Genomic DNA, 20732 nt, shown 5'->3' on the forward strand with positions numbered 1-20732 from the left:
TCGCTTGTCATTCCAGCTGCCAGCGGCCTATCTCAGGACCAGTGATGAAAGGCAGGTCTGATGACTGACAGCTGTGACATTCTGATTTCGGGTGGCGGTATCGCCGGGCTCACCGCCGCCGCAACTTTTGGCGCCGCCGGGTTCCGGGTGATCTGCGTCGACCCGACTGCGCCCGTAACACTGCGCGACGAGGCAGGTGCCGATCTGCGAACCACCGCGATCCTGCAACCGGCAAAGGCGCTGTTGCAGGACGCCGGGATCTGGACCCGGCTCGACGCCCACGCCGCGCCGCTGGACATCATGCGGATCATCGACGCTGGCGGGGCAGAGCCGGTGGCCCGTGTCACCAAGGATTTCAAATCCGCCGATATCTCCGATCAGCCCTTTGGCTGGAACCTGCCCAACTGGCTCCTGCGCCGGGAACTTTTGGCGCGTCTGGACGATCTGGAGACGGTGGATTTCCGTGCGGGTCTGGGCACCACCGGCCTGTTCACGCGCACGGACTCCGCCCAGGTCACCCTGAGCGATGGCACCCGGGTCACGGCCCGTCTTGTGCTCGCCTGTGACGGGCGCGACAGCCCGATGCGGCGAGCAGCGGGCATCCCTGTGCGGACCACCCGTTACGGACAGAAGGCGCTGGCCTTCGCCGTGACCCACGACCTGCCCCATCAGAATATCTCGACCGAAATTCACCGCTCCGGCGGCCCCTTCACTCTGGTGCCGCTGCCCGATCACGACGGTCGACCCTCCTCCGCGATTGTCTGGATGGAACGCGGCCCAAGAGCCGAGGCATTGCAGCGGATGGATCAGGCCCCGTTCGAAATCGAGATGAACCGGCGCAGCTGCGGTGTGCTGGGAGAGCTGCGGCTGGCCTCACGCCGCAGCATCTGGCCGATCATCAGCCAGTCTGCCGCCCGCATGTCGGGCGAACGCCTTGCCCTGATGGCCGAAGCCGCCCATGTGGTGCCACCAATCGGCGCCCAGGGCCTGAATATGTCGCTGGGAGATCTGCGGGTGCTGCTGGATCTGGCACAGACCCGGCCCGAGGCCCTGGGCGACGCCAGGATGCTCGAGAGCTATCACAAGGTCCGCCATGGCGACATTCTGATGCGGGTGAAGGGGATCGACCTATTGAACCGGACCTCGATGCTGTCGCCTCGCCCGCTGCGCGATTTGCGCGCGTTTGGCCTGAATGCGCTCTATTCCATGGCCCCCGTACGCAAGACCCTGATGCAGATGGGGCTTGGGGTAAAATAGGGATCCGGCCCCCTACGGGGACCGGTGCCTTCGGCGAGAGTATTTGGGGAAAGATGACAGGGCTGTCGCATCCGGGCGACGGCGCCGTCTAGCCGAGCGGGCCGGGCCGGCGTTCTTCGCTCAAGAGCACGTTGGCATCCACATTGCCCACCCCCGGCAGGGTCATGATCCGGCGGCGCAGCACGCGTTCAAAATCAGCAATGTCGCGCGCCGTCACCCGCAGGCGATAGTCATACATGCCCAGCACATGTTCGACCGTCTGCACCTCCGGGATGGCAGTCACCGCACGTTCGAAATCCTCAAGCGAGACGCGCCCCTTGGTGGCCAGTTTGAGCCCCAGAAAGACCGTCACACCAAAGCCCAGCTTGCCGGCATCAAGATCCAGCTTGCGGCCCCGGATGATCCCCGTCTCCTGCAGGCGGCGGATGCGGCGCCAGGTTGCGGGCTGGCTCAGCCCCAGTTCGCGCCCCAAGGCGCCGGCCGATTGCGTGGCATCCCGTCCCAATGCGCGCAGCAGCGCGTGGTCGATGTCATCCAGCGCCATCATATCGGCAGTGCCTCGTCCGATTTGATGCGTGCCACATGCATCAGCGCCTCGATGTCGGTGATATGCGGCAGGATCAGGATCTGGCTGCGGTAAATCCCCTGATAATGTGCCATGTCCCGCGCAATCACCGAGAGCCGTACATCGACCTGGCCGAGGAAGGTCTGGATTTCCAGCACCTCCGGGATCTCACGCGCGGCGGGGATGAATTCATCAAAGGCGCGGGGATTGGTCTTGTCCAGCGTGATCCGCAGCGAAACCTCCACCTCATAGCCAAGCGCACGCCAGTCGATCACCGCCCGCTGCCCAAGGATCACGCCGGTCTCGCGCAGCTTCTCCAGCCGCCGCGACAGGCGCGAGGCGGTGAGGCCAAGGCGATCCCCCAGATCAGGCAGCGATTGTTCTGGATCCGCCTGAAGATGGCGAAGTATGCGTCGGTCCAAGTCATCAAGCATGATTTTCATCATAATTGCATAGTACACGAATGACCATTGCAATAATTTGCAGATTTTCGCGCCAGATACGCCTCTCCTTTATTGAAAACATGCCTATGGTGCATCCAAACACGAACCAAAAGGACGATGATCATGCGTGTATACTATGACCGCGATTGCGACGTTAACCTGATCAAGGACAAGAAAGTGGCCATCCTGGGCTATGGCTCTCAGGGCCACGCCCACGCGCTGAACCTGCGCGACAGCGGCGCCAAGAACCTTGTCGTCGCCCTGCGCGAAGGCTCCCCCTCCGCGAAGAAAGCCGAAGGCGAAGGCCTGCAGGTGATGGGTATCGCAGAAGCGGCGGCCTGGTGTGACGTGATCATGTTCACCATGCCCGACGAACTGCAGGCAGAAACCTACAAGAAATACGTCCACGACAACATCCGTCCGGGTGCCGCGATCGCGTTTGCCCATGGCCTGAACGTGCACTTCGGCCTGATCGAGCCGAAAGAAGGCGTCGACGTCATCATGATGGCCCCCAAAGGCCCCGGCCACACCGTGCGCGGTGAATACACCAAAGGTGGCGGCGTGCCCTGCCTGGTGGCTGTTGACACCGACGCCACCGGCAAAGCGCTGGAAATCGGCCTGTCCTATTGCTCCGCCATCGGTGGCGGCCGCTCCGGCATCATCGAAACCAACTTCCGCGAAGAATGCGAAACCGACCTGTTCGGCGAGCAGGCGGTTCTCTGCGGCGGCATCGTCGAGCTGATCCGTTGCGGGTTCGAAACTCTGGTCGAAGCCGGTTACGCACCTGAGATGGCCTATTTCGAGTGCCTGCACGAAACCAAGCTGATCGTTGACCTGATCTATGAAGGCGGCATTGCCAACATGGATTACTCGATCTCCAACACCGCGGAATACGGCCAGTATGTCACCGGCCCGCGCATCCTGCCCTACGAGCAGACCAAAAAAGCCATGAAAGACGTGCTGACAGACATCCAGCAGGGCAAATTCGTGCGCGACTTCATGCTGGAGAACGCTGTGGGCCAGCCCACCATCAAAGCGTCGCGTCGTGCCAACGACGAGCACCAGATCGAAGTGGTCGGCGGCAAGCTGCGCGACATGATGCCTTGGATTTCCGCAGGCAAGATGGTCGACAAAGAGAAGAACTAAGGCGCCCGCGAGACTGCTCGCACACCCTAGCTCTCCGGGGCGCTCCTGTTTGGGGCGCCCTTTTTCATTTATTTCACTGAGGTGATCCGATGCCAGACTCCCCCGGTGCCGCCAATTGGGCCAAGCTGTTGTTCCTAGGTGTGATCTGGGGCGCCTCCTTCATGGCGGTGTCACTGGCGCTCAGGGGCTTTGCGCCGCTGACCATTGCCGCGCTCAGGATCTCCATCGGTGCAGCCTGTCTGCTGGCGGCTGTCTACGCCATGGGAATCGGCCTGCCCACCCTGCGCAACCGCGACGGCCGCATCATCTGGGCCTGCGCGGCTGGCATGGGGCTCTTTACCAATGCGCTGCCCTTCACCCTGCTTAGCTGGGGGCAGACTTTTGTGGCCAGCGGCTTTGCCGGGGTCTGCATGGCGGTGGTGCCGCTGTTTGTGCTGCCGCTGGCGCATTTTCTGGTGCCGGGAGAGCATATGACCCTGCGCCGCAGCATCAGCTTCCTGATCGGCTTTGCCGGTGTGGTGGTGCTGATCGGGCTCGACGCCCTCCGCTCTGCCGGAACGGATTTTGAATCGCTGGCCCGCCTCGCCTGCCTTGGGGCCTCGCTCTGTTATGCGATCGGTGCGATCATCACCCGGCTCTGCCCACAGGTGAATATGCTCTCGCTCTCGGCAGCAACCCTCCTGTGCGGAGCAACAATGATGGTGCCGGCCGCGCTTTGGGTCGAAGGGCTGCCAGAGCTGCCCGCCCCCCTGCCACTGGGCGCCGTGATCTACCTCGGCCTCTTGCCCACCGCGCTCGCCCAGGTGCTGCTGGTGCAGGTCGCCCGCAGCGCAGGCCCGGCATTCCTGTCCACCGTGAACTATCAGGTGCCGGTCTGGTCGGTGATCTTTGGTGCGGCGCTGCTGGGGGAAACCCTGCCACCGCAGCTGTTTGCCGCGCTGGCGCTGATCCTCGGCGGCCTGCTCCTCAGCCGCAGCCGCCGCCCGCGCATGGCCTGAACCGCAAATCGTTCGATAGCGGACAAAGCAATTGCGATTGACCCGGCCACTCCGTCGGGGTCTTGTCGCGCGACACCACAAAGGGAGATCGCGATGCCCGATATCGCTCCGCGCTACTGGCTGATGATCGCCACCCTGGGCTTTGTCTGGGGTGGGACATTCCTGCTGATCAAGCTGGCCCTGACGGGCACGACGCCGTTCTGGCTCGCGGCCAGCCGCATCGGGTTTGCAGCTTTGCTGCTGACCGCGATCTGGGGTCTGCGCGGGTTCAGGCTGTTCAAGGATGAGACCAACTGGCCATCGCTGGTGATCATCGGCGTCCTCAGCACCGCGCTGCCCTTCATGCTGATTTCATGGGGCCAGCAGCATGTCTCCTCTGGATTTACCGGCGTCAGCATGGCGGCGATTCCGCTGATGGTGCTGCCCTTGGCGCATGTCTTTGTGCCGGGAGAGCAGATGACCCTGCGCCGCCTGATCGGGTTTTCCATCGGCTTTGTCGGGGTCGCGGTCCTGATCGGCAGCAAGGCGTTTCAGAGCACCGGCACCGCATTGGAGGGCTATGGCCGGGCCGCCTGCCTGTCCGCCGCCGCCTGCTATTCGGTCAGCTCCATCCTGACCCGGCGCCTGCCGCCAGTGGATCCGCTGGGGCTGGCCGCCATCCTGCTCATCATCGGTTCTGCCGTGACCCTGCCTGCGGCCTGGCTGCTGGAGGGACCACCGGTGATCCCGGACATGCAAATCCTGGGCATTGCAGCGGTTCTGGGCCTGATCCCCACCGCCGCTGCCAATCTGCTGCGGGTCATTGTCGTTCGTGAAGCAGGCCCCACCTTCATGACACTGACCAACTATCAGGTTCCGGTCTGGGCGGTGGTTCTGGGGGCCATATTTCTGGGCGAGGAACTTCCGCCCTCCATGCTGCTGGCGATGGCCCTGATCCTCGGCGGTCTGGGCATCAGCCAGTTCGGTGCGTTGCGGCGATTGTTTGGCTCCCCGCGCAAGCTGCGGCCCTGAGACAAGGCAAAACCCGCCACCCGGTCACGGGTAGCGGGTCCATCTCAGCTGTCCATCGGCCTGTCACATGCCCTGTAATGTCACATGCCCTGTCACAGGGCATGTCCGACGACCGGACTATTCAGCTACAGCCGCCTCAACCGCAGCAACCACGCTATTCACTGCCTCTCTCAGCACGGCAGCATCTTCGCATTCGGCCATGACCCTAACCAGCGGTTCGGTGCCTGACTTGCGGATCAGCAGACGTCCCTGCCCCGCAAGAGAGGCTTCGGCGCTCTGGATCGCGCTCTGCACCTGATCTGTTTCCAGCGGTGTCTGCCCGGCGGCAAATCGGACATTCTTCAGCAGCTGCGGCACCGGGGTGAACTGCTGCGCCAGCTGCGACGCCGGGCTGTCGGAGCGGATCATCTCCGCAAGAAAATGCAGCCCTGCCATCAGCCCGTCCCCGGTGGTCGCGTAATCCGACATGACAATATGGCCGGACTGCTCGCCGCCGAGGTTGAAGCCGCCTTCGCGCATCCGTTCCACGACATAGCGATCACCAACTGCCGTCCGCTCAAGCCCGATCCCGCGCGCGTCGAGGTGCCGCTCAAGCCCCAGATTGGACATCACCGTCGCCACCAGAGCCTTGCCGGACAGCAGGTCATCCTCGGCCCAGCGGGTCGCCAGCAGCGCCATCAGCTGATCGCCATCCGCCACTTTTCCGGTCTCGTCGATCAGGATCACCCTGTCGGCATCCCCGTCAAGACAGATCCCCACATGGGCGCCATGGGCCACAACGGTCTCTGCCGCGGTCCCCGGATGAGTAGAGCCACAATCGCGGTTGATATTGGTGCCATCGGGTGAAACACCCACCGGTATCACATCGGCGCCCAGCTCCCACAGGATTTCCGGCGCAGCCCGGTGGGCAGCCCCATTGGCGCAATCAATCACCACCTTCAGCCCGTCCAGCCGGATATCGCGGGGCAGCGAGCTTTTGACCCGCTCACCGTAGCGGAACCGTGCGTCATCAATCCGTTTCGCACGCCCGATATTCTGCGCCTGCGCGGGTTCGACACCGGCCTCGATCAAAGCTTCCAGTTCCATTTCGACGGTATCGGACAGTTTGAAACCATCCGGTCCAAAGAACTTGATCCCATTGTCCGCCGCCGGATTGTGGCTGGCCGAGATCATCACGCCAAGATCGGCGCGCATCGAGCGCGTCATCAGCCCCACCGCCGGTGTCGGCACCGGGCCAAGCAGCAGCACATTCATACCGGTCGACGTCAGCCCCGCGGTCAGCGCGCTTTCGAACATGTAGCCCGACAGGCGGGTGTCCTTGCCAATCACCACACGGTGCACCCCGGAGGCGTCGCGGCGGAAATACCGGCCGACAGCCGCGCCAATGCGCAGCGCCATGTCCGCTGTCATAGGATGGATATTGGCCGTGCCACGCACGCCATCCGTGCCAAAAAACTTGCGCATATCAGCCCTTTCGGTCGGGTCTTATCGGACGGCCTGCCACAGGCGAACCGCCTGCGCCGTCTCGGCAACATCATGCACCCGCAGGAATTGCACGCCTTGGGCCAGGGCTGCAAGCCCTACCGCGATAGAGCCCGGCGCGCGGGCGGCAGCATCCGGCTCATGGCCCAGCTTGCCGATAAAGCCCTTGCGCGACACCCCCAGCAGGATTGGACAGCCCAGCCCATGGAACAGGCTGAGATTGCGCAACAGGGTCAGATTGTGGTCCAGCGTCTTGCCAAACCCGATGCCCGGATCAACCACGATCTGTTCCCGCACCACCCCGATATCTTCCAGCCGGTCGATCTGCCCCTTCAGGAAATCATAGACATCCAGCAGGACGTTCTCATAGGTCGGATCGTCCTGCATCGTCGCCGGGTCGCCCTGGGCGTGCATGATACAAGCAGGAACCCCGGCCTGCGCAGTCAAGGGTGCCAGAGCCGGATCAAAGGTAAATCCCGACACGTCGTTGGTCAGGCTCGCTCCGGCATCCAGCGCCTCGGCCAGAACGACCGCCTTGCGCGTATCAATGGAGATCGGCACCTGCGAACGGGCGCGGATCGCTTCAATCACCGGAGCGGTGCGGCGGATCTCCTCATCTTCGGGGACCAGCGCGGCACCGGGGCGGGTGGATTCTCCGCCAACGTCGATGATGCTTGCCCCATCGGCAACCATCTGCAAAGCCGCCGCACAGGCGGCGCTGACCTCATCATGCTGCCCGCCATCGGAGAAACTGTCAGGGGTCACATTCAGGATGCCCATGATCTGCGGCTGCGTCATATCCAGCCCGGCAATCGTTGCCCGCCGCGCCGTCAGCCGGTGGCGCACATCCTCGGGCAGCAGACCGGCAGGCATCAGCCGCGGTGGCGCGCCGCGCTCCAGCACTTCCACCTGGGTAAACCAGAGCCCGCCACTGATCAGCGACAACGCCCCCTCGGGGCGATTGTCCCCATGTTGTACCAGCGGTCGGTAATAACTCACAGTTGGGTCTGCTCCACATCCACGGCGCGCAGCGGCACCCCCGGATTGCCAGGCAGTGCGGCGCCAATCACGATCATCTCGCCGGCCTCGAATGTGGCGGCGAACCAAGCAGCCAGCGCCACCGCGTCAGAGGGCGCCGCCGAAGGGCCATCTACCGCATCCAAAACGATTTTTGACGGAGCCCAGACGCAAATCTGCCCGTTTTTCATGGCCCAGTCCAGCTCCGTTCTCGTTGAAACGACGACACAGCGATCATCCTTTGCCGCGAGCCGCCAGGCGTTCTGTTCAATCGCCAGCAGATCAATCCGGCGCTGGGTCCATTTGTGACCGGTCTGCGGCGTGGCCAGCTCATGCGCCCCAACACAGAGGATCAACGGACGCTTGCGGCACTGCATCTGGTCGATCCAGCCGGTCAGGTGGTCACTGTCGATGGCACGGTTGGACAAATACATCAGCCGCGGATGCGGGCGCTCTTCACTGTCGACACCGGTCGCGACCTGATTGCGGGCGCGCACGATTTCCACACCCAGCGCCCCCGGCCCGCGATCCAGTTTCTCAATCCGCACAAAGGCCCGCACGGCCTGCGGTTCCAGCAGGATCCGCTCGGCCACGCGCTCCGCCAGGGTTTCCAGCAGGTTCAGACGTTCTTCGGACAGCTCACGCGCAATCGCCTCTGTCACCCGGTCATACGACAGGATGCGATCGACATCATCATCCAGATCCGCAGGCAGCGGCGCAACTTCAACAACCACATTGAAGCAGATACGCTGGGTGGTTCCGCGTTCTGCCTGAAAGGCGCCGATTTCCACCTCGACGATGTGATCCCTGAGCGAAATCCGATCCAGCGGTCCGCGCGCTGCAGTGGCCTCCGACCGTTCGGAAGGATGCGCAAATGCGAGACGAATTTCTGAAGACATGACGGTCGAGCCCCTGAACTGGCTATCTGGCGGTGAGGTTCCAGCATAAACATGCCGCGCCCGCATAACAGGCCTTCATGCGCCATACCAGTGGCCGAAAACGGCGCTGCTAGGGTTTCAACCACGGCAAGCACCCGCCCCTGACACGCCTTAGTTGTTGAGCGCAGTCCGGAAACGATCATCGCGGTAAAAGAGATGGACGCCGATCCGCGCGGTCTTGGTGAAGCTCTTGCTCCAGCGCGGACGCACCGCTGTGGTATGGTAATAGGTAGCGCCATCGGTGATCCCGGTGATCGCCCCATCCATCACCAGACGGGCCACTTTGGAGACCCGCTCAAATGCGGTTTTCTCGCGGATCACTTCCTTATGGCCGTCGCAGGTGTAGGTGAACTGGCACTGATACTTGCGCCCGGTCCCCTGGTTGATCACGCCGCACAGGCTGTCAGGGAACTGCGAGGATTTCACGCGGTTCATAATCACCTCGGCGACGGCGAACTGGCCCTTCACGGTTTCACCGCGCGCCTCGAAATACAGCGCTTCGGCGAGGCAGGCAAAATTCTCGCCCCCCTTGGCGGCCGGAATGGTGTCCAGCCATGCCTTGGTGAATTTCACTTCGGTCGCCTTGGCCTTCTTGGCCGAGCGGTTGAAGTTGAAGAAATTGTTCAAACGCCCGGTCGGCACGGCGTTCAGGGTGGATTGCTCACGTTCGAACAGCGCGTCCAAACCGGAATCCGCATATACATCTTTGGCCGCTGCCAAGGCGGCAGCAAACACGGCAGCTACAGTCAGAATCTTCATAAGGGCATCCCCACTAGACAGATCGCGCACGGCCATCCCAACGTCACGCGATCGCACCTCCTAGTGGAAATCCCTCCAAACGTCCAGCGACGGGACAGCGCACCCCGCTGCCCCTTGGTTAAGCGCCAATCCGCTGCTTTCTGCTGCCCCTGCGAAAGCCCCTTGTTTTCTTTACGATTTTAGAGATTCGCGTGGTGAATCTCCGGTTTGGCTGGAAATCGCCAATTGCGCCGCAGCAAGCCGTGCAACGGGCACCCGAAACGGGGAACAGGAGACGTAATCGAACCCGGCCTCGCGACAGAACGCAATCGATTCGGGGTTGCCGCCATGCTCGCCACAGATCGACAGCGTGATCTGCGGGTTCTCTGCACGGCCCCGCTGAACCCCCAGTTTCAGCAGCTCGCCGACCCCGTCTGTATCCAGCACATGGAACGGATCCTCTGGAAAGACGCCCTGATTGACATAGGCCGACATAAACCGCCCCGCATCGTCCCGCGACATGCCATAGGTCATCTGGGTAAGGTCGTTGGTCCCGAAGCTGAGGAACGAGGTATGCGGCGAAATCTCACCCGCGCGCAGGGCCGCACGCGGGGTCTCCACCATGACCCCCAGACGATAGGTGAAATCCTCGCCACGCTCGGCCTTCACCGCCAGCGCGACGGCATCAATGCGCGCCTTCACCAGCTCCACCTCACGTTTGGCCGAGACCAGCGGGATCATGATCTCCGGCACCACCGGATCGCCCTCCTTGGAGGCATCCAGAGTGGCCTCGAAAATCGCCCGTGCCTGCATGTCGTAGATTTCCGGCACCGTCACCCCCAGCCGCACGCCGCGCAGGCCCAGCATGGGGTTGTATTCCTCCATTTCCTCGACCCGGCGGGTCACATCGCTCACCGGGATGCCCAAGGCTTCCGAAAGCTCCCGCTGCCCGGTTTTGGAGGTCGGCAGGAATTCATGCAGCGGCGGGTCGAACAGCCGGATACAGACCGGCAGCCCTTCCATGATGCGAAACAGCGCAAAGAAATCCTCCCGCTGCATCGGCAGCAACCGCGCCAGCACCGCAGCCCGCCCCTCCGAGGTCTCGGCAAAGATCATCTCCCGCATCACCGTCAACCGGCCGGGATCAAAGAACATATGCTCGGTCCGGCACAGGCCGATCCCCTGCGCGTTGAACTTGCGCGCGGTCTCGGCATCCTCCGGCGTGTCGGCATTGGCGCGGATGTCGATATCGCGCACCTCATCGGCCCAGGTGAGAAGGGTCTGAAAGGCGCCGTCCTCCGCCGCCTCCAGCATCTCCGGCTCGCCCGCCAGCACCTCGCCACTGCTGCCGTCGATGGTGATGATATCGCCACGGCTGAACACCCGGTCGCCCTGGGCCACCAGCTGCTTGCGCCGACTGTGGAACTTCAGGTTAGAGGCCCCGACGATACATGGCAGCCCGAGACCGCGACCGATCACCGCCGCATGGCTGGTGATCCCGCCGCGCTCCGTCAGCACCCCGACCGCCGCGTGCATACCCCGCACATCCTCGGGCGAGGTTTCGCGCCGCACCAGAATGCAGGGCTCACCGCGCGCCGCACTGGCCTGCGCCTCCGCAGCGGTAAACACCAGCCGCCCGGTGGCGGCACCGGGGCTGGCGGCAATGCCCTTTCCGATCACATCACGGGTCGCCCCCGGCGCCACCTGCCGGTGCAGCAGCTCGGTCAGAATATGCGCGTCGACCCGCATCACCGCTTCCTGCCGCGGGATAATGCCATCCTCGGCCAGCGCCACCGCGATCCGCACCGCCGCCTGTGCCGACCGGGTGACCCGCACCCCGTCCAGGATATGCACCGCGCCGCTCACGATCACGAATTCCACCTGCATCTCTTCGCGCAGACGCTGTCGCATCAGCCGGGCATGGGATTTCAGATCGGCAAAGGCCTCGGGCGCCGATTCCTCCAGCGATGGCCCGCGCGGGTCACGCTCCAGATACAGCGCCTCGGCCCCCGCCCCCAGCGCATCGCGCCCCTGGCTCTGGCTCAGGTACCGCCCGGTGATCTGCGGCTCACCGGTCTTGGTATTGACCAGCTGCAACACACCCGAACCGCATTCGCCCTGACCAAAGCCCGGCACCATCTCCTGCACCACCAGACCCAGCCCGGCATCCGCAGGCGCGCCCTTGGCCTGCCGCAACAGTCGGGCCGAGGTGCCTTCCCAGGCCCGCGCCATCGACCGCAACACCGCCGCCAGCTGCTCCGCCGGATCCTGTGGAAACGGCTCATCGGTCTCCGCCTCATAGGCGTGCAGAACCTCGCTCAGCGCATCCGGCCCACCGTCCTCCACATCGTCAAAGACATCCGGGTCCAGCCGCGCCACATGCACCGCATAAGACTGCACAAACCGCAGATACAAGGCCGCCGCCCCGTCGCGCCCAAGACTGTCGCAAAGGTCGACATAGCGCGCATCATTCATGCCGATGTTGAGGATCGCACCGGGGCCGCCCCAATCGGGATCCTGTGACGACGGGCGCACACAGAGCAGCGCATCCGACGGAAAGGCGTCAACAATCGCCGCCATATCGGGCATCTCGCCCTGGGCGATCCCGTGCACCGCCTGAAACGACAGCGCCACGGTGCGCGGCACCGGCAGATCCAGCCGCACCAGACGTTGCAGGCATTTCGCCCGCCCGCCATGGGTGTGATTGGCAATGGGTGCCACCGGCGTGATCAGCACAAAATCCGGCGTCTCATCCTGTGGGGCACGAGCCATGTCTCGATCATTTTTCTGCACTGCGGCGCCTTTCCTTTGCTATGCAGCATAGCCCTGTCGTCCATTCCCGCAAGGAAAAGCACGTGGACCAAAAGGAGAAAACCGGGACGACCCTGCGATCACCCCGGTTTCTCGTTGTTTTGCCTGCCCGGACTGCCCGGACTGCGCGGTCAGATCGCGGCCTTGCGGGGGGCTCAGCCCTCGATCCGGGTCAGATCGGCGACCTGCCCGCAGACCTTGCGGATCTGGCTCAGCAGGTTCAGGCGGTTGCGGCGCACCACCTCATTGTCGGAATTGACCTGCACCGCTTCAAAAAACGCATCCACCGGGGCGCGCAATGCGGCCATGCTGCCCATGGCAGCCGAGAAATCTTCGGCCTCGATGGCCGAAGAGATCGCCCCCTCGCTCTGCGCAAGCGCATCGAACAGGGCCACTTCGCTGTCATCCTCGGCGAATTTCTTATCCGCGCCGTAGGAATATTCTACGCCATCCTTCTCCTCGGCCTGCGCCAGGATATTGTTGGCCCGTTTGAAGCCCTGCAACAGGTTCTCGCCATCCTCGGAGGCCATGAACTCCTCCAGCGCACGGGCGCGTTTCACCAGCAGCGTGAGGTCATCGTTGGCCTCCATCGCGATGCAGGCGTCGATCACGTCATGACGGATGCCCTGATCACGCAGGAACACCTTGAGCCGGTCGTGGAAGAAGGAGAGGAGGTCACGCGACACATCCGGCAGCTGCGTCTTCAGCCGCTCGATATGTTTGGGCAGATCCCCGTCAAAGGCATCCAGCACCGTGCGCACAGCAGAACCAAAGACACCGTGATCGGCGATCTCGTTCAGCATGTCCTGCATCAGCCCCGTTGCAACCGGGTCACCACCGTTCTGGGCCATTTCATGGCGCAATAGATGGGCATCAATTGCCCCGTCCAGCCGCATCCGCACATCATTGTCCAGCACCAGCCGGATCACCCCCAGCGCAGCACGGCGCAGGGCAAAGGGGTCTTTGGAGCCGGTGGGTTTTTCATCAATCGCCCAGAACCCGGTCAGCGTGTCCAGTTTATCGGCCAGCGCCACGGCAACCGAGACCGGCTCGGAAGGCACATCATCCGACGGGCCAAGCGGCGAATAATGCGCCTCGCAGGCATTGGCCACCTCTTGCGGCAGGCCAGCCGCCTCCGCGTAGTAGCGCCCCATCAGGCCCTGCAATTCCGGGAACTCATAGACCATTTCGGAACTCAGATCAGCCTTTGCCACCCGTGCGGCCTGCTCTGCCAGATCGGCATCGGCGCCGACAACCGGCGCGATCTCGCGGGCCAGCGCGGCAATACGGTCAATCCGCGCCGCCTGCGTGCCCAGCTTGTTGTGGAAGGTCACATTGCCCAGCTTCGCAACCCAGGGCTCAAACCCCTGCTCGGTCACCGTGCGCAGATCATTCTCCCAGAAGAACTTCGCATCCGCCAGCCGTGCCGACAGAACTTTTTGGTTGCCCGCCAGGATGGTCGCGCCATTGTCGGCGGTCTCACGGTTGGCGACGGTGATGAATTTCTCGATCCGCCCGGTCTTCGGATTGCGCACCGAGAAAAACTTCTGATGTTCCTTCATCGAGGTCTGCAAGACCTCCGGCGGCAGCGCCAGGAATTCATCGTCGATGGCCCCCATCAGCACCACCGGCCATTCCACCAGACCAGCGACCTCGGCCAGAAGACCCTTGTCCTCGACAACCTCCAACCCGCTGGCAAAGGCCTGATTGGTGGCCTCCTGCCAGATGGCCGCTTCCCGCTCGGCCGGATCCAGCACCACATGCGCCCGCTTCAGCTTGGCGGCATAATCGTCAAAGCTGGATACGGTGATCTGATCCGGCGCCATGAAACGGTGGCCAAATGTGGTCTTGCCCGATGCAATCCCGTCGATCTCCAGCGGCACAACCTCGGCGCCATCCTCCTTGGACAGGAGACAGAGGATCGAATGCAGCGGGCGCACCCAGCGCAGGGCGCCCGATCCCCAGCGCATGGATTTCGGCCAAGGGAAATTGCGGATGGTGTCTTCCAGCACCTCTGCAATGATCTCTGCCGCCGGGCGCCCCGGCTTTTCGATCAGCGCAAAATAGACTGCGCCCTTCGGGGTGTCGCGCTCTTCCAGCTGCTCGCGTGTGAGGCCCGCACCGCGCAGGAAGCCTTCGATGGCCTTGTCCGGCGCGCCCACTTTCGGCCCCTTGCGCTCCTCGCGCACTGTCGGGGAGTGCTCCAGCAGCCCCTCAAGCGCCAGCGTCAGACGGCGCGGCGTCGATAGCGCATGGGCACCGGCATAGGTCAGCCCCGCTTCGACCAGACCATCGGTCACGCGCTTTTTCAGATCCTCCGCCGCACGCGCCTGCATACGGGCCGGAATTTCCTCGGAAAACAGTTCAATCAGAAGATCAGGCATCAGATGTCCTTACGGATGGCCGCGCGCGGCGCGGAAAATACGTGTTGACGGAACGGAGCCGCTTCTGAACGAAGGGCTGCGCCGTCCCGCGGGGTGGCGCTATTGCGCTGCCCCAGAGGGGCGGTACTCTTCAGAAAGGCAAGCATCATTCGCCTCCGACCGCCTCTGGCCGGGGCGGGCATTCCTCGCCCACAACCGTGCCGTCATAGGCTTTCTGGCCGCAATCGTTCAGCTCATGCCAGACATAGCCGCGCCCTGCGTCGGTGATCGCTACGATGCGGTCCACCCCGTAAGAGATATTCTTGACCGACAGAAAGCTTTCGGCGCGTCCCTCGGCCAGCGCCTGACCAATGGCTTCGGCATCAAAACAGTCAAACCAGCCCGGCGCATTGCGCGGCTCTTTCTGATCCGACAGCACAAACAGTTGCGCCAGCTCTTCAGGCTTCAGATCGGTAGCGAAACAGGCGCGATAGCGAATGGGAGAACTCTCCGCGTCGATCGCCTCAAAGCCACTGTAGCGGATCGGCAGCGCCGCGCCACCACCAAGCGGCGTCAGCATCACGTCCTTGCCCGGCTCCAGCTCAACATCCTCGTAAAAGCCGTAGACCTGCAGGTAATACATCGCCGCCCCAGCCGCGAGGCCGGAGCAGATCAGGATCAGCGAAAGGAACTTGCCCATACCGTGGACTCCTATTGGCAATCAGCCTCGGGTTACTACGCTGCGTGACCGCCGGCTTCGGTCTGCACAAAGGCATCGGCGCATTGCTTGGCCAGCGCGCGCACCCGGCCGATATAGGCCTGCCGCTCGGTGACAGAAATGACGCCGCGCGCATCGAGCAGGTTGAAGACATGGCTGGCCTTGATGCACTGGTCATAGGCCGGATGGGCCATGATGATGCGTTTGCCGGTCTTGGGGTCGATATGCTCCTGCGCGAGGATCGCGGCGCATTCGGCCTCGGCCTCCTCGAAATGGCGCAGCAGTACCTCGGTATTGGCCACGTCAAAGTTCCAGCGGGCGTATTCTTCCTCGGTCTGCTTGAACACATCGCCATAGCTCAGCGGGATCAGCGCGTCCGGGTCGTTGAACGGCATGTCCATCACGTGATCGACGCCCAGAATATACATCGCCAGACGTTCCAGACCATAGGTCAGCTCGCCCGATACCGGGTGACAATCGTAGCCGCCGACCTGCTGGAAATAGGTGAACTGGCTGACTTCCATACCGTCGCACCAGACCTCCCAGCCCAGGCCCCAGGCGCCAAGCGTCGGGCTTTCCCAGTCGTCCTCGACAAAACGAATGTCGTGCATGTCCATATCGACGCCGATCGCCTCGAGGCTGCCCAGATACAGCTCCTGCAGGTTCGGCGGCGAGGGTTTGATCAGCACCTGATACTGGTAGTAGTGCTGCAACCGGTTCGGGTTCTCACCATAGCGGCCATCGGTCGGACGGCGCGACGGCTGCACATAGGCGGCCGCCCAGGCCTTGCTGCCCAGCGCGCGCAGCGTGGTCGCGGGGTGAAAGGTGCCCGCGCCGACTTCCATGTCGTAGGGCTGCATAATGGCACAGCCTTTGGAGGCCCAGTACGTCTGAAGCCGCAGAATGATCTCTTGGAACGAGCGCGGAGCGCCTTTGGTGTCGGTCATGTTTCTTCCCTATGGGGGCAGCAAATCCGGGGTTCTTCCTATGCAAGCCCCGGCGCAGGGTCAACGGCGCATCGCAGCCTGAGCGGCTCCGGCCCCGCTGAAACACGCAGCCCCCGCCCTCCAGCGCGTCCCTGAGGCCACATCAGCCGAATTTGGCGCCATCCGCCGGGTTTTCCCCCTGCGAAGAGGAGTTCCCTTCGCGGCGCGAAAGTGGTTATGTGCGCGCCAACGACCGATCACCCCGATAGAGGCCTTTTGATGAAGAGTTTGATTGCTACGCTGGCACTGTCCCTGATGGCGCTGGCATCCGCCTTTACAGGTGTTGCCACCGCCCAGACCGGCACCCAACAATCCGCGCAGGAGACGGTCTGGATCCAGGTTGCCGCCCGCGCCTCCCTGCGCGAAGCCCAGGCCGAAGCGCAGGAATTTGCCGCGCGGCTGCCCGATGTCTCCGGCTTCTCGCTTGGCGGTGGCTGGTATGGCATTCTGCTTGGCCCCTATACCCGCAGCGATGCCGACCGGGTGCTTCAGGTCTACCGCGCCGAACGGCAGATCCCGCGCGACAGCTTCATCGCGTTAAGCAGCAACCTCGGCAATCAGTTCTACCCGACAGCCGCCACCGCCAATACCGAACCACAGGCCACCGTCGAAAGCCCGGTTCTGGAGCCGATCGACCCCGCAGTGGTGACCCAGGCCCCGGCGGAACCGGTCGAAACCGTGCTCCCCGATGAGACCCCGGCTGAGGCGCGCCGCAGCGAATCCCGTCTCACCCGCGAAGAACGCATGGATCTGCAAACCGCGCTCAAGGCCGCCGGTTTCTATACTTCTACCATCGACGGCGCCTTTGGTCGCGGCACGCGTGGCTCCATGTCGGACTGGCAGTCGGCCCGCGGCTACGCGCCCACCGGTGTGCTGACCACCGCCCAGCGTCAGGCGCTGATGGATGAATATAACGCGCCGCTGATTTCGGTTGGCATGGCCCCCCTCACCGATACCAAAGCCGGGATTTCGATGCAGATCCCCGCAGGTGAAGTGACCTTCGATCGCTACGAATCTCCCTTTGCCCTGTTCAAGAGCAGCGGCGATCTCGGCGCGCAGCTGCTGCTGATCAGCCAGCCCGGTGACCGGCGCACGCTCTACGGTCTCTACGACATCATGCAGACGCTGGAGATCGTCCCTCTGGACGGTCCGCGCCAGCGCAGCGGCGACAGCTTCACCCTGGAAGGCCGCGGCAATGGCATCGTCTCCTATACCGAGGCCCGGCTCACCAATGGCGAAATCAAGGGCTTCACGCTGGTCTGGCCGACCGGTGACGACGAGCGGCGCGCCCGCGTGCTGGCAGCGATGTCGGCCAGCTTCGAACGCATCGACGGCGTTCTGGATCCCGCCGCCGGTGCCGATGCCCCGCAGAATGTCGATCTGATCTCGGGCCTTGACGTGCGCAAGCCGCGGCTGTCGCGCTCCGGCTTCTATGTCGATGCCAAGGGCAGCGTGGCGACCACCGCCGATGTGGTTGCAGGCTGCACCCGGGTGACACTGGATCACGACTACCAGGCCGAGGTCGCCTATACCGACACCGCCACCGGCATCGCCGTGCTGCGCCCGGTTGAGGCGCTGGCCCCGATGGCCGTCGCCAAACTGGCCAGCGCCTCCGCCCGGCTTCAGTCCGATATCGCGGTTTCCGGCTTCTCTTACGAGGGCGTCCTCGGCGCCCCCAGCCTCAGCTGGGGCAGCTTGCAGGATGTGAAGGATCTGTCCGGTAACCCCGGTGTCTCGCGTCTGCAACTCAGCAGCCAGCCGGGCGATGCGGGCGGCCCGGTGCTGACCACCGATGGCGCCGTGCAGGGCATGTTGCTGAGCCAGACCAAAGGCGCCACCCAGCTGCCAGAAGGGGTCAGTTTTGCGGCAAATGCCGATACCCTGCGCGCCGCCCTGAGCAGCGCCGGGGTCACCGCCTCTGACGCCAGCGCTGAGGCGACTGCCCTGCCGGTCGGGGCGCTGACCCGTCAGGCCAGCGGCATGACCGTTCTGGTCAGCTGCTGGGACTGAGCCACGGCCAGCCACCGCCCTACGGGGCTCTGCAAACCAAAAAAAGGCCGGAGCGAATGCTCCGGCCTTATTCGTTTCCGCGCCGATCTGTTCAGCCGGTCTTCACTCGCACGCTCAATAGGCGTGGATACGGCCATCCCAGGTGTGAAAACAGCCCGTGGTTTCCGTGCTCAGCACGTCAAACTCATGCAGCAGCCCGGCGACGGATTCCTGCACCGAGATGTCGCCCTCTTCGCCGCCCATATCCGTCCGCACCCAGCCCGGATGATAGATCCCGACGGCGATGCCCTCCGGCAGCAGATCCGTCGCCAGATTGCGCCCGATATTGAGCGCTGCCGCCTTTGACGCGCGATAGGCATAGCTGCCGCCGGGCGCACGGGCATGGCTCGCCATCTGTGACGAAATGATCGCGATCTTCGGATCCGCCGCCAGCCGCAGGTTCGGCAACAGCGCCTGCACCGTCAAAAAGACCCCAGTGACATTGGCGGCCAGCGTCTTGCCCCAGACCTCGGCAGAGTAATCCTCCAGCGCCATTGATTTATCGAGATAGACACCGGCGTTGCACACCAGCAGGTCAACCGGTCGCCCCTTCAGCTGGGCGGCAAACCGCGCCTGCTGGCCGGGATCGGTCACATCCAGCCGCACACCGGAGGAATGATCGCGCGACGTGCCCGTCACCTCGTGACCATCCTCCCGCAGCTTCGCGACCAATTCGCGGCCAATGCCCCGGCTGGTTCCTGTCACGACGACATGCATACATGCTCTTCCTTCAATTGGTTTTTCTATTGGGCAGGAAGGGCAGCGGCAGCACCGGCACGCCCTCCTCGATCAGCGCCCGCGCCTCTTCCGGCCGGGCCTCACCGTGGATCGCCCGCTCCGGCGCATCACCAAGGTGCATGGCGCGCGCCTCATTGGCGAAATCCTTACCGACGTAATCTGAATTCTTCTCAACCTTGCGCCGCAGCTCCGCCACCGCAGCCTCCAGCTCTCCCGATGGGGTGCTCAGCGCCCCCGCACCGGGTGGAACCGCGCGCAGCGCGCCCGGCGCTCCAGCCGCCTGTGGTGCAGGTTGCTGCGGCGCGACAGCCCCCGCAGCGGCACGCGGCTCTGCCTCACCGACCGGCGAAACCGCCGTACGGCCGGGGCGCACGCGGGGCGCCATGATTGCCTTTTCCACCTGACTGGATCCACATTGCGCACAGGCCACCATCCCCGCCGCTGCCAGCTTGTCAAAAGCGGCTGCCGACTGGAACCAGCTGTCAAAACTGTGTCCTTCAGCGCATTTCAGAGCGTATTGTATCATCGTAATCACTCTTCATCAGGAGGGGATGATTAAATCTGCAATCCCCACAAGTGCAAGGGCAGAAGCGCCCGCTGCCGGTGTTCCACATCAGACCGCCGCAGATCGGCAACCGCCTTCGGGGGGCGGGTTGCTACCGTGGTGCCAGCAACCGGTCCTGCAGGCGCGCAACCAATGTCTCATGTGGCTGATCCGCCGCCACCGCCAGACGACGCAGACCAAAATGGACCCGCGCCATTTCCTGATAATAGCCCGAATAGACGAAATTGGTCGTGGCCCCGGCCACGGCCCCCAGCACCGGCAGTGTCTGCGCGGCCAGCTTCTGGCCCAAAACCATGCTGAAACGGGGTGCCACCTGCGCGATCAGTTTCTGCACCGCCCCCCCGGTCAGCCCCAGCCGCAGTGACAGGAACCCCAGATCCGCGCCATCATCCGCCGCCAGCGGACCAGCAGCAGCGAACACCCGGATACAGTCAAAGCGCACGCCCTCGGCCTCCGGGTCAAAGCCCTCTTCGGCCGCCACCCCCTGAATACTGCGCAGCAGGAAGGCCGTGGTTGCGGGCAGCTCGACCAATGCTCCGGGCAAACCGCCCATGCCACCCGCCGCGCCCATCGCGGCGCTGACCGCGCGGTTGACCGCCGCCGACTGATCCGGCACCACCCGGCGCGATCCGCTGGCCCCCTGCATCGCCAGTTGCAGCGCCTGCTCGGTGGCGCCGTTCAACCGGCTCCGCACCGGCGCAGGCAATTTGTCCAGTAGCCCGTCAACCGAGCCGCCCAGCAGGTTCAGGATCTGGATGCCCAGCCCACCGGCGGCGCGGTAACGCTTGGCCAGCGCCTCCAGCTCCGCCTCCACGGCAGCAGCGTCCAGCGGCGTGGTCAGGGCAGTATCAGGGGTCAGGATCTCGGTCATGGCATACCTCATGTTGCCAAAAAAATGTTTGTCTTC

General features: G+C 63.7%; 18 protein-coding genes. 5 read left to right on the top strand and 13 right to left on the bottom strand.

All coding sequences use genetic code 11. From position 1 onward, the window contains the following. The first annotated feature begins 60 nt into the window (after positions 1–60). The gene (locus VWZ87_RS10530; RefSeq protein ID WP_416535788.1) at positions 61–1257 is read left to right on the top strand and encodes a UbiH/UbiF family hydroxylase; all 1197 of its coding nucleotides are present in this window, start codon (positions 61–63) and stop codon (positions 1255–1257) included. Between the two features lie 88 nt (positions 1258–1345). Here VWZ87_RS10530 and VWZ87_RS10535 read toward each other — a convergent pair whose 3' ends face one another. Beyond that, positions 1346–1804, bottom strand: coding sequence for an Lrp/AsnC family transcriptional regulator (locus tag VWZ87_RS10535; RefSeq protein WP_340544690.1), 459 nt, complete (start codon positions 1802–1804; stop codon positions 1346–1348). Continuing rightward, positions 1801–2256: an Lrp/AsnC family transcriptional regulator gene (locus tag VWZ87_RS10540; protein ID WP_340544689.1), complete on the bottom strand. Its 456-nt coding sequence runs from the start codon at positions 2254–2256 to the stop codon at positions 1801–1803. Before VWZ87_RS10540 ends, VWZ87_RS10535 begins: the two co-directional genes overlap by 4 nt. A gap of 132 nt (positions 2257–2388) precedes the next feature. On the opposite strand from VWZ87_RS10540, the gene ilvC reads away from it, so the two are divergent. The 3 genes from ilvC (at position 2389) to VWZ87_RS10555 (ending at position 5420) form a co-directional block, all read left to right on the top strand. Next, a complete protein-coding gene (gene ilvC / locus VWZ87_RS10545; protein WP_340544688.1) occupies positions 2389–3411 on the top strand; it encodes a ketol-acid reductoisomerase in 1023 nt (340 codons plus the stop codon). 89 nt (positions 3412–3500) lie between these two features. After that, a complete protein-coding gene (locus VWZ87_RS10550; RefSeq protein WP_416535787.1) occupies positions 3501–4409 on the top strand; it encodes a DMT family transporter in 909 nt (302 codons plus the stop codon). A gap of 93 nt (positions 4410–4502) precedes the next feature. Next, the gene (locus tag VWZ87_RS10555) at positions 4503–5420 is read left to right on the top strand and encodes a DMT family transporter (RefSeq protein WP_416535786.1); all 918 of its coding nucleotides are present in this window, start codon (positions 4503–4505) and stop codon (positions 5418–5420) included. Between the two features lie 117 nt (positions 5421–5537). Here the strand turns inward: VWZ87_RS10555 and glmM are convergent, their stop codons facing one another. The 8 genes from glmM to VWZ87_RS10595 form a co-directional block, all read right to left on the bottom strand. Next, positions 5538–6884 (bottom strand): phosphoglucosamine mutase, encoded by a 1347-nt coding sequence (gene glmM, locus VWZ87_RS10560; protein ID WP_416535785.1) that lies wholly within the window; start codon positions 6882–6884, stop codon positions 5538–5540. A 21-nt stretch (positions 6885–6905) separates the two neighbouring features. Beyond that, positions 6906–7901, bottom strand: coding sequence for a dihydropteroate synthase (gene folP / locus VWZ87_RS10565; RefSeq protein WP_340544684.1), 996 nt, complete (start codon positions 7899–7901; stop codon positions 6906–6908). After that, the gene (locus tag VWZ87_RS10570; protein WP_340544682.1) at positions 7898–8818 is read right to left on the bottom strand and encodes a dihydroneopterin aldolase; all 921 of its coding nucleotides are present in this window, start codon (positions 8816–8818) and stop codon (positions 7898–7900) included. Before VWZ87_RS10570 ends, folP begins: the two co-directional genes overlap by 4 nt. Before the next feature lie 150 nt (positions 8819–8968). Continuing rightward, positions 8969–9652 (bottom strand): cell wall hydrolase, encoded by a 684-nt coding sequence (locus VWZ87_RS10575; protein WP_340546285.1) that lies wholly within the window; start codon positions 9650–9652, stop codon positions 8969–8971. 135 nt (positions 9653–9787) lie between these two features. Then, on the bottom strand, positions 9788–12367 hold the full coding sequence (locus VWZ87_RS10580; protein ID WP_416535784.1) for a putative PEP-binding protein: 2580 nt from the start codon (positions 12365–12367) through the stop codon (positions 9788–9790). A 194-nt stretch (positions 12368–12561) separates the two neighbouring features. Next, the gene (gene glyS, locus VWZ87_RS10585; protein ID WP_416535783.1) at positions 12562–14790 is read right to left on the bottom strand and encodes a glycine--tRNA ligase subunit beta; all 2229 of its coding nucleotides are present in this window, start codon (positions 14788–14790) and stop codon (positions 12562–12564) included. Positions 14791–14935: 145 nt separating this feature from the next. Then, complete coding sequence (locus VWZ87_RS10590) at positions 14936–15469, bottom strand: DUF6446 family protein (protein WP_416535782.1); 534 nt, start codon at positions 15467–15469, stop codon at positions 14936–14938. A gap of 35 nt (positions 15470–15504) precedes the next feature. Then, a complete protein-coding gene (locus VWZ87_RS10595) occupies positions 15505–16434 on the bottom strand; it encodes a glycine--tRNA ligase subunit alpha (protein ID WP_340544678.1) in 930 nt (309 codons plus the stop codon). A gap of 258 nt (positions 16435–16692) precedes the next feature. Here VWZ87_RS10595 and VWZ87_RS10600 point away from each other — a divergent pair, with 258 nt between their 5' ends. After that, entirely contained in the window at positions 16693–18483 is a 1791-nt protein-coding gene (locus VWZ87_RS10600; protein ID WP_416535781.1) for a serine protease, read from the top strand. Between the two features lie 114 nt (positions 18484–18597). On the opposite strand, the gene VWZ87_RS10605 is transcribed toward VWZ87_RS10600, so the two are convergent. The 3 genes from VWZ87_RS10605 to VWZ87_RS10615 all read right to left on the bottom strand — a co-directional run bounded on the left by VWZ87_RS10605 (position 18598) and on the right by VWZ87_RS10615 (position 20696). Then, positions 18598–19239 (bottom strand): SDR family oxidoreductase, encoded by a 642-nt coding sequence (locus VWZ87_RS10605; protein ID WP_340544676.1) that lies wholly within the window; start codon positions 19237–19239, stop codon positions 18598–18600. Positions 19240–19252: 13 nt separating this feature from the next. Beyond that, the gene (locus tag VWZ87_RS10610; protein WP_416535780.1) at positions 19253–19786 is read right to left on the bottom strand and encodes a DUF1178 family protein; all 534 of its coding nucleotides are present in this window, start codon (positions 19784–19786) and stop codon (positions 19253–19255) included. 130 nt (positions 19787–19916) lie between these two features. Further along, a complete protein-coding gene (locus tag VWZ87_RS10615) occupies positions 19917–20696 on the bottom strand; it encodes an EcsC family protein (RefSeq protein WP_416535779.1) in 780 nt (259 codons plus the stop codon). Between the last annotated feature and the right edge of the window lie 36 nt (positions 20697–20732).

Source organism: Phaeobacter sp. JH20_37 (assembly GCF_048056015.1).
In the GTDB taxonomy this organism is placed as follows: Bacteria; Pseudomonadota; Alphaproteobacteria; order Rhodobacterales; family Rhodobacteraceae; genus Phaeobacter; species Phaeobacter bryozoorum.

Excerpts from the sequence above, each read along its gene's own strand:
- VWZ87_RS10600 (WP_416535781.1), top strand. The coding sequence starts at position 16,693 with ATGAAGAGTTTGATTGCTACGCTGGCACTGTCCCTGATGGCGCTGGCA.
- VWZ87_RS10575 (WP_340546285.1), bottom strand. The coding sequence starts at position 9,652 with ATGGCCGTGCGCGATCTGTCTAGTGGGGATGCCCTTATGAAGATTCTG.
- VWZ87_RS10590 (WP_416535782.1), bottom strand. The coding sequence starts at position 15,469 with ATGGGCAAGTTCCTTTCGCTGATCCTGATCTGCTCCGGCCTCGCGGCT.
- VWZ87_RS10555 (WP_416535786.1), top strand. The coding sequence starts at position 4,503 with ATGCCCGATATCGCTCCGCGCTACTGGCTGATGATCGCCACCCTGGGC.
- VWZ87_RS10535 (WP_340544690.1), bottom strand. The coding sequence starts at position 1,804 with ATGATGGCGCTGGATGACATCGACCACGCGCTGCTGCGCGCATTGGGA.
- VWZ87_RS10570 (WP_340544682.1), bottom strand. The coding sequence starts at position 8,818 with ATGTCTTCAGAAATTCGTCTCGCATTTGCGCATCCTTCCGAACGGTCG.
- glmM (WP_416535785.1), bottom strand. The coding sequence starts at position 6,884 with ATGCGCAAGTTTTTTGGCACGGATGGCGTGCGTGGCACGGCCAATATC.
- VWZ87_RS10530 (WP_416535788.1), top strand. The coding sequence starts at position 61 with ATGACTGACAGCTGTGACATTCTGATTTCGGGTGGCGGTATCGCCGGG.
- VWZ87_RS10550 (WP_416535787.1), top strand. The coding sequence starts at position 3,501 with ATGCCAGACTCCCCCGGTGCCGCCAATTGGGCCAAGCTGTTGTTCCTA.
- ilvC (WP_340544688.1), top strand. The coding sequence starts at position 2,389 with ATGCGTGTATACTATGACCGCGATTGCGACGTTAACCTGATCAAGGAC.
- glyS (WP_416535783.1), bottom strand. The coding sequence starts at position 14,790 with ATGCCTGATCTTCTGATTGAACTGTTTTCCGAGGAAATTCCGGCCCGT.
- VWZ87_RS10615 (WP_416535779.1), bottom strand. The coding sequence starts at position 20,696 with ATGACCGAGATCCTGACCCCTGATACTGCCCTGACCACGCCGCTGGAC.
- VWZ87_RS10605 (WP_340544676.1), bottom strand. The coding sequence starts at position 19,239 with ATGCATGTCGTCGTGACAGGAACCAGCCGGGGCATTGGCCGCGAATTG.
- VWZ87_RS10540 (WP_340544689.1), bottom strand. The coding sequence starts at position 2,256 with ATGCTTGATGACTTGGACCGACGCATACTTCGCCATCTTCAGGCGGAT.
- VWZ87_RS10595 (WP_340544678.1), bottom strand. The coding sequence starts at position 16,434 with ATGACCGACACCAAAGGCGCTCCGCGCTCGTTCCAAGAGATCATTCTG.
- VWZ87_RS10610 (WP_416535780.1), bottom strand. The coding sequence starts at position 19,786 with ATGATACAATACGCTCTGAAATGCGCTGAAGGACACAGTTTTGACAGC.
- VWZ87_RS10580 (WP_416535784.1), bottom strand. The coding sequence starts at position 12,367 with ATGGCTCGTGCCCCACAGGATGAGACGCCGGATTTTGTGCTGATCACG.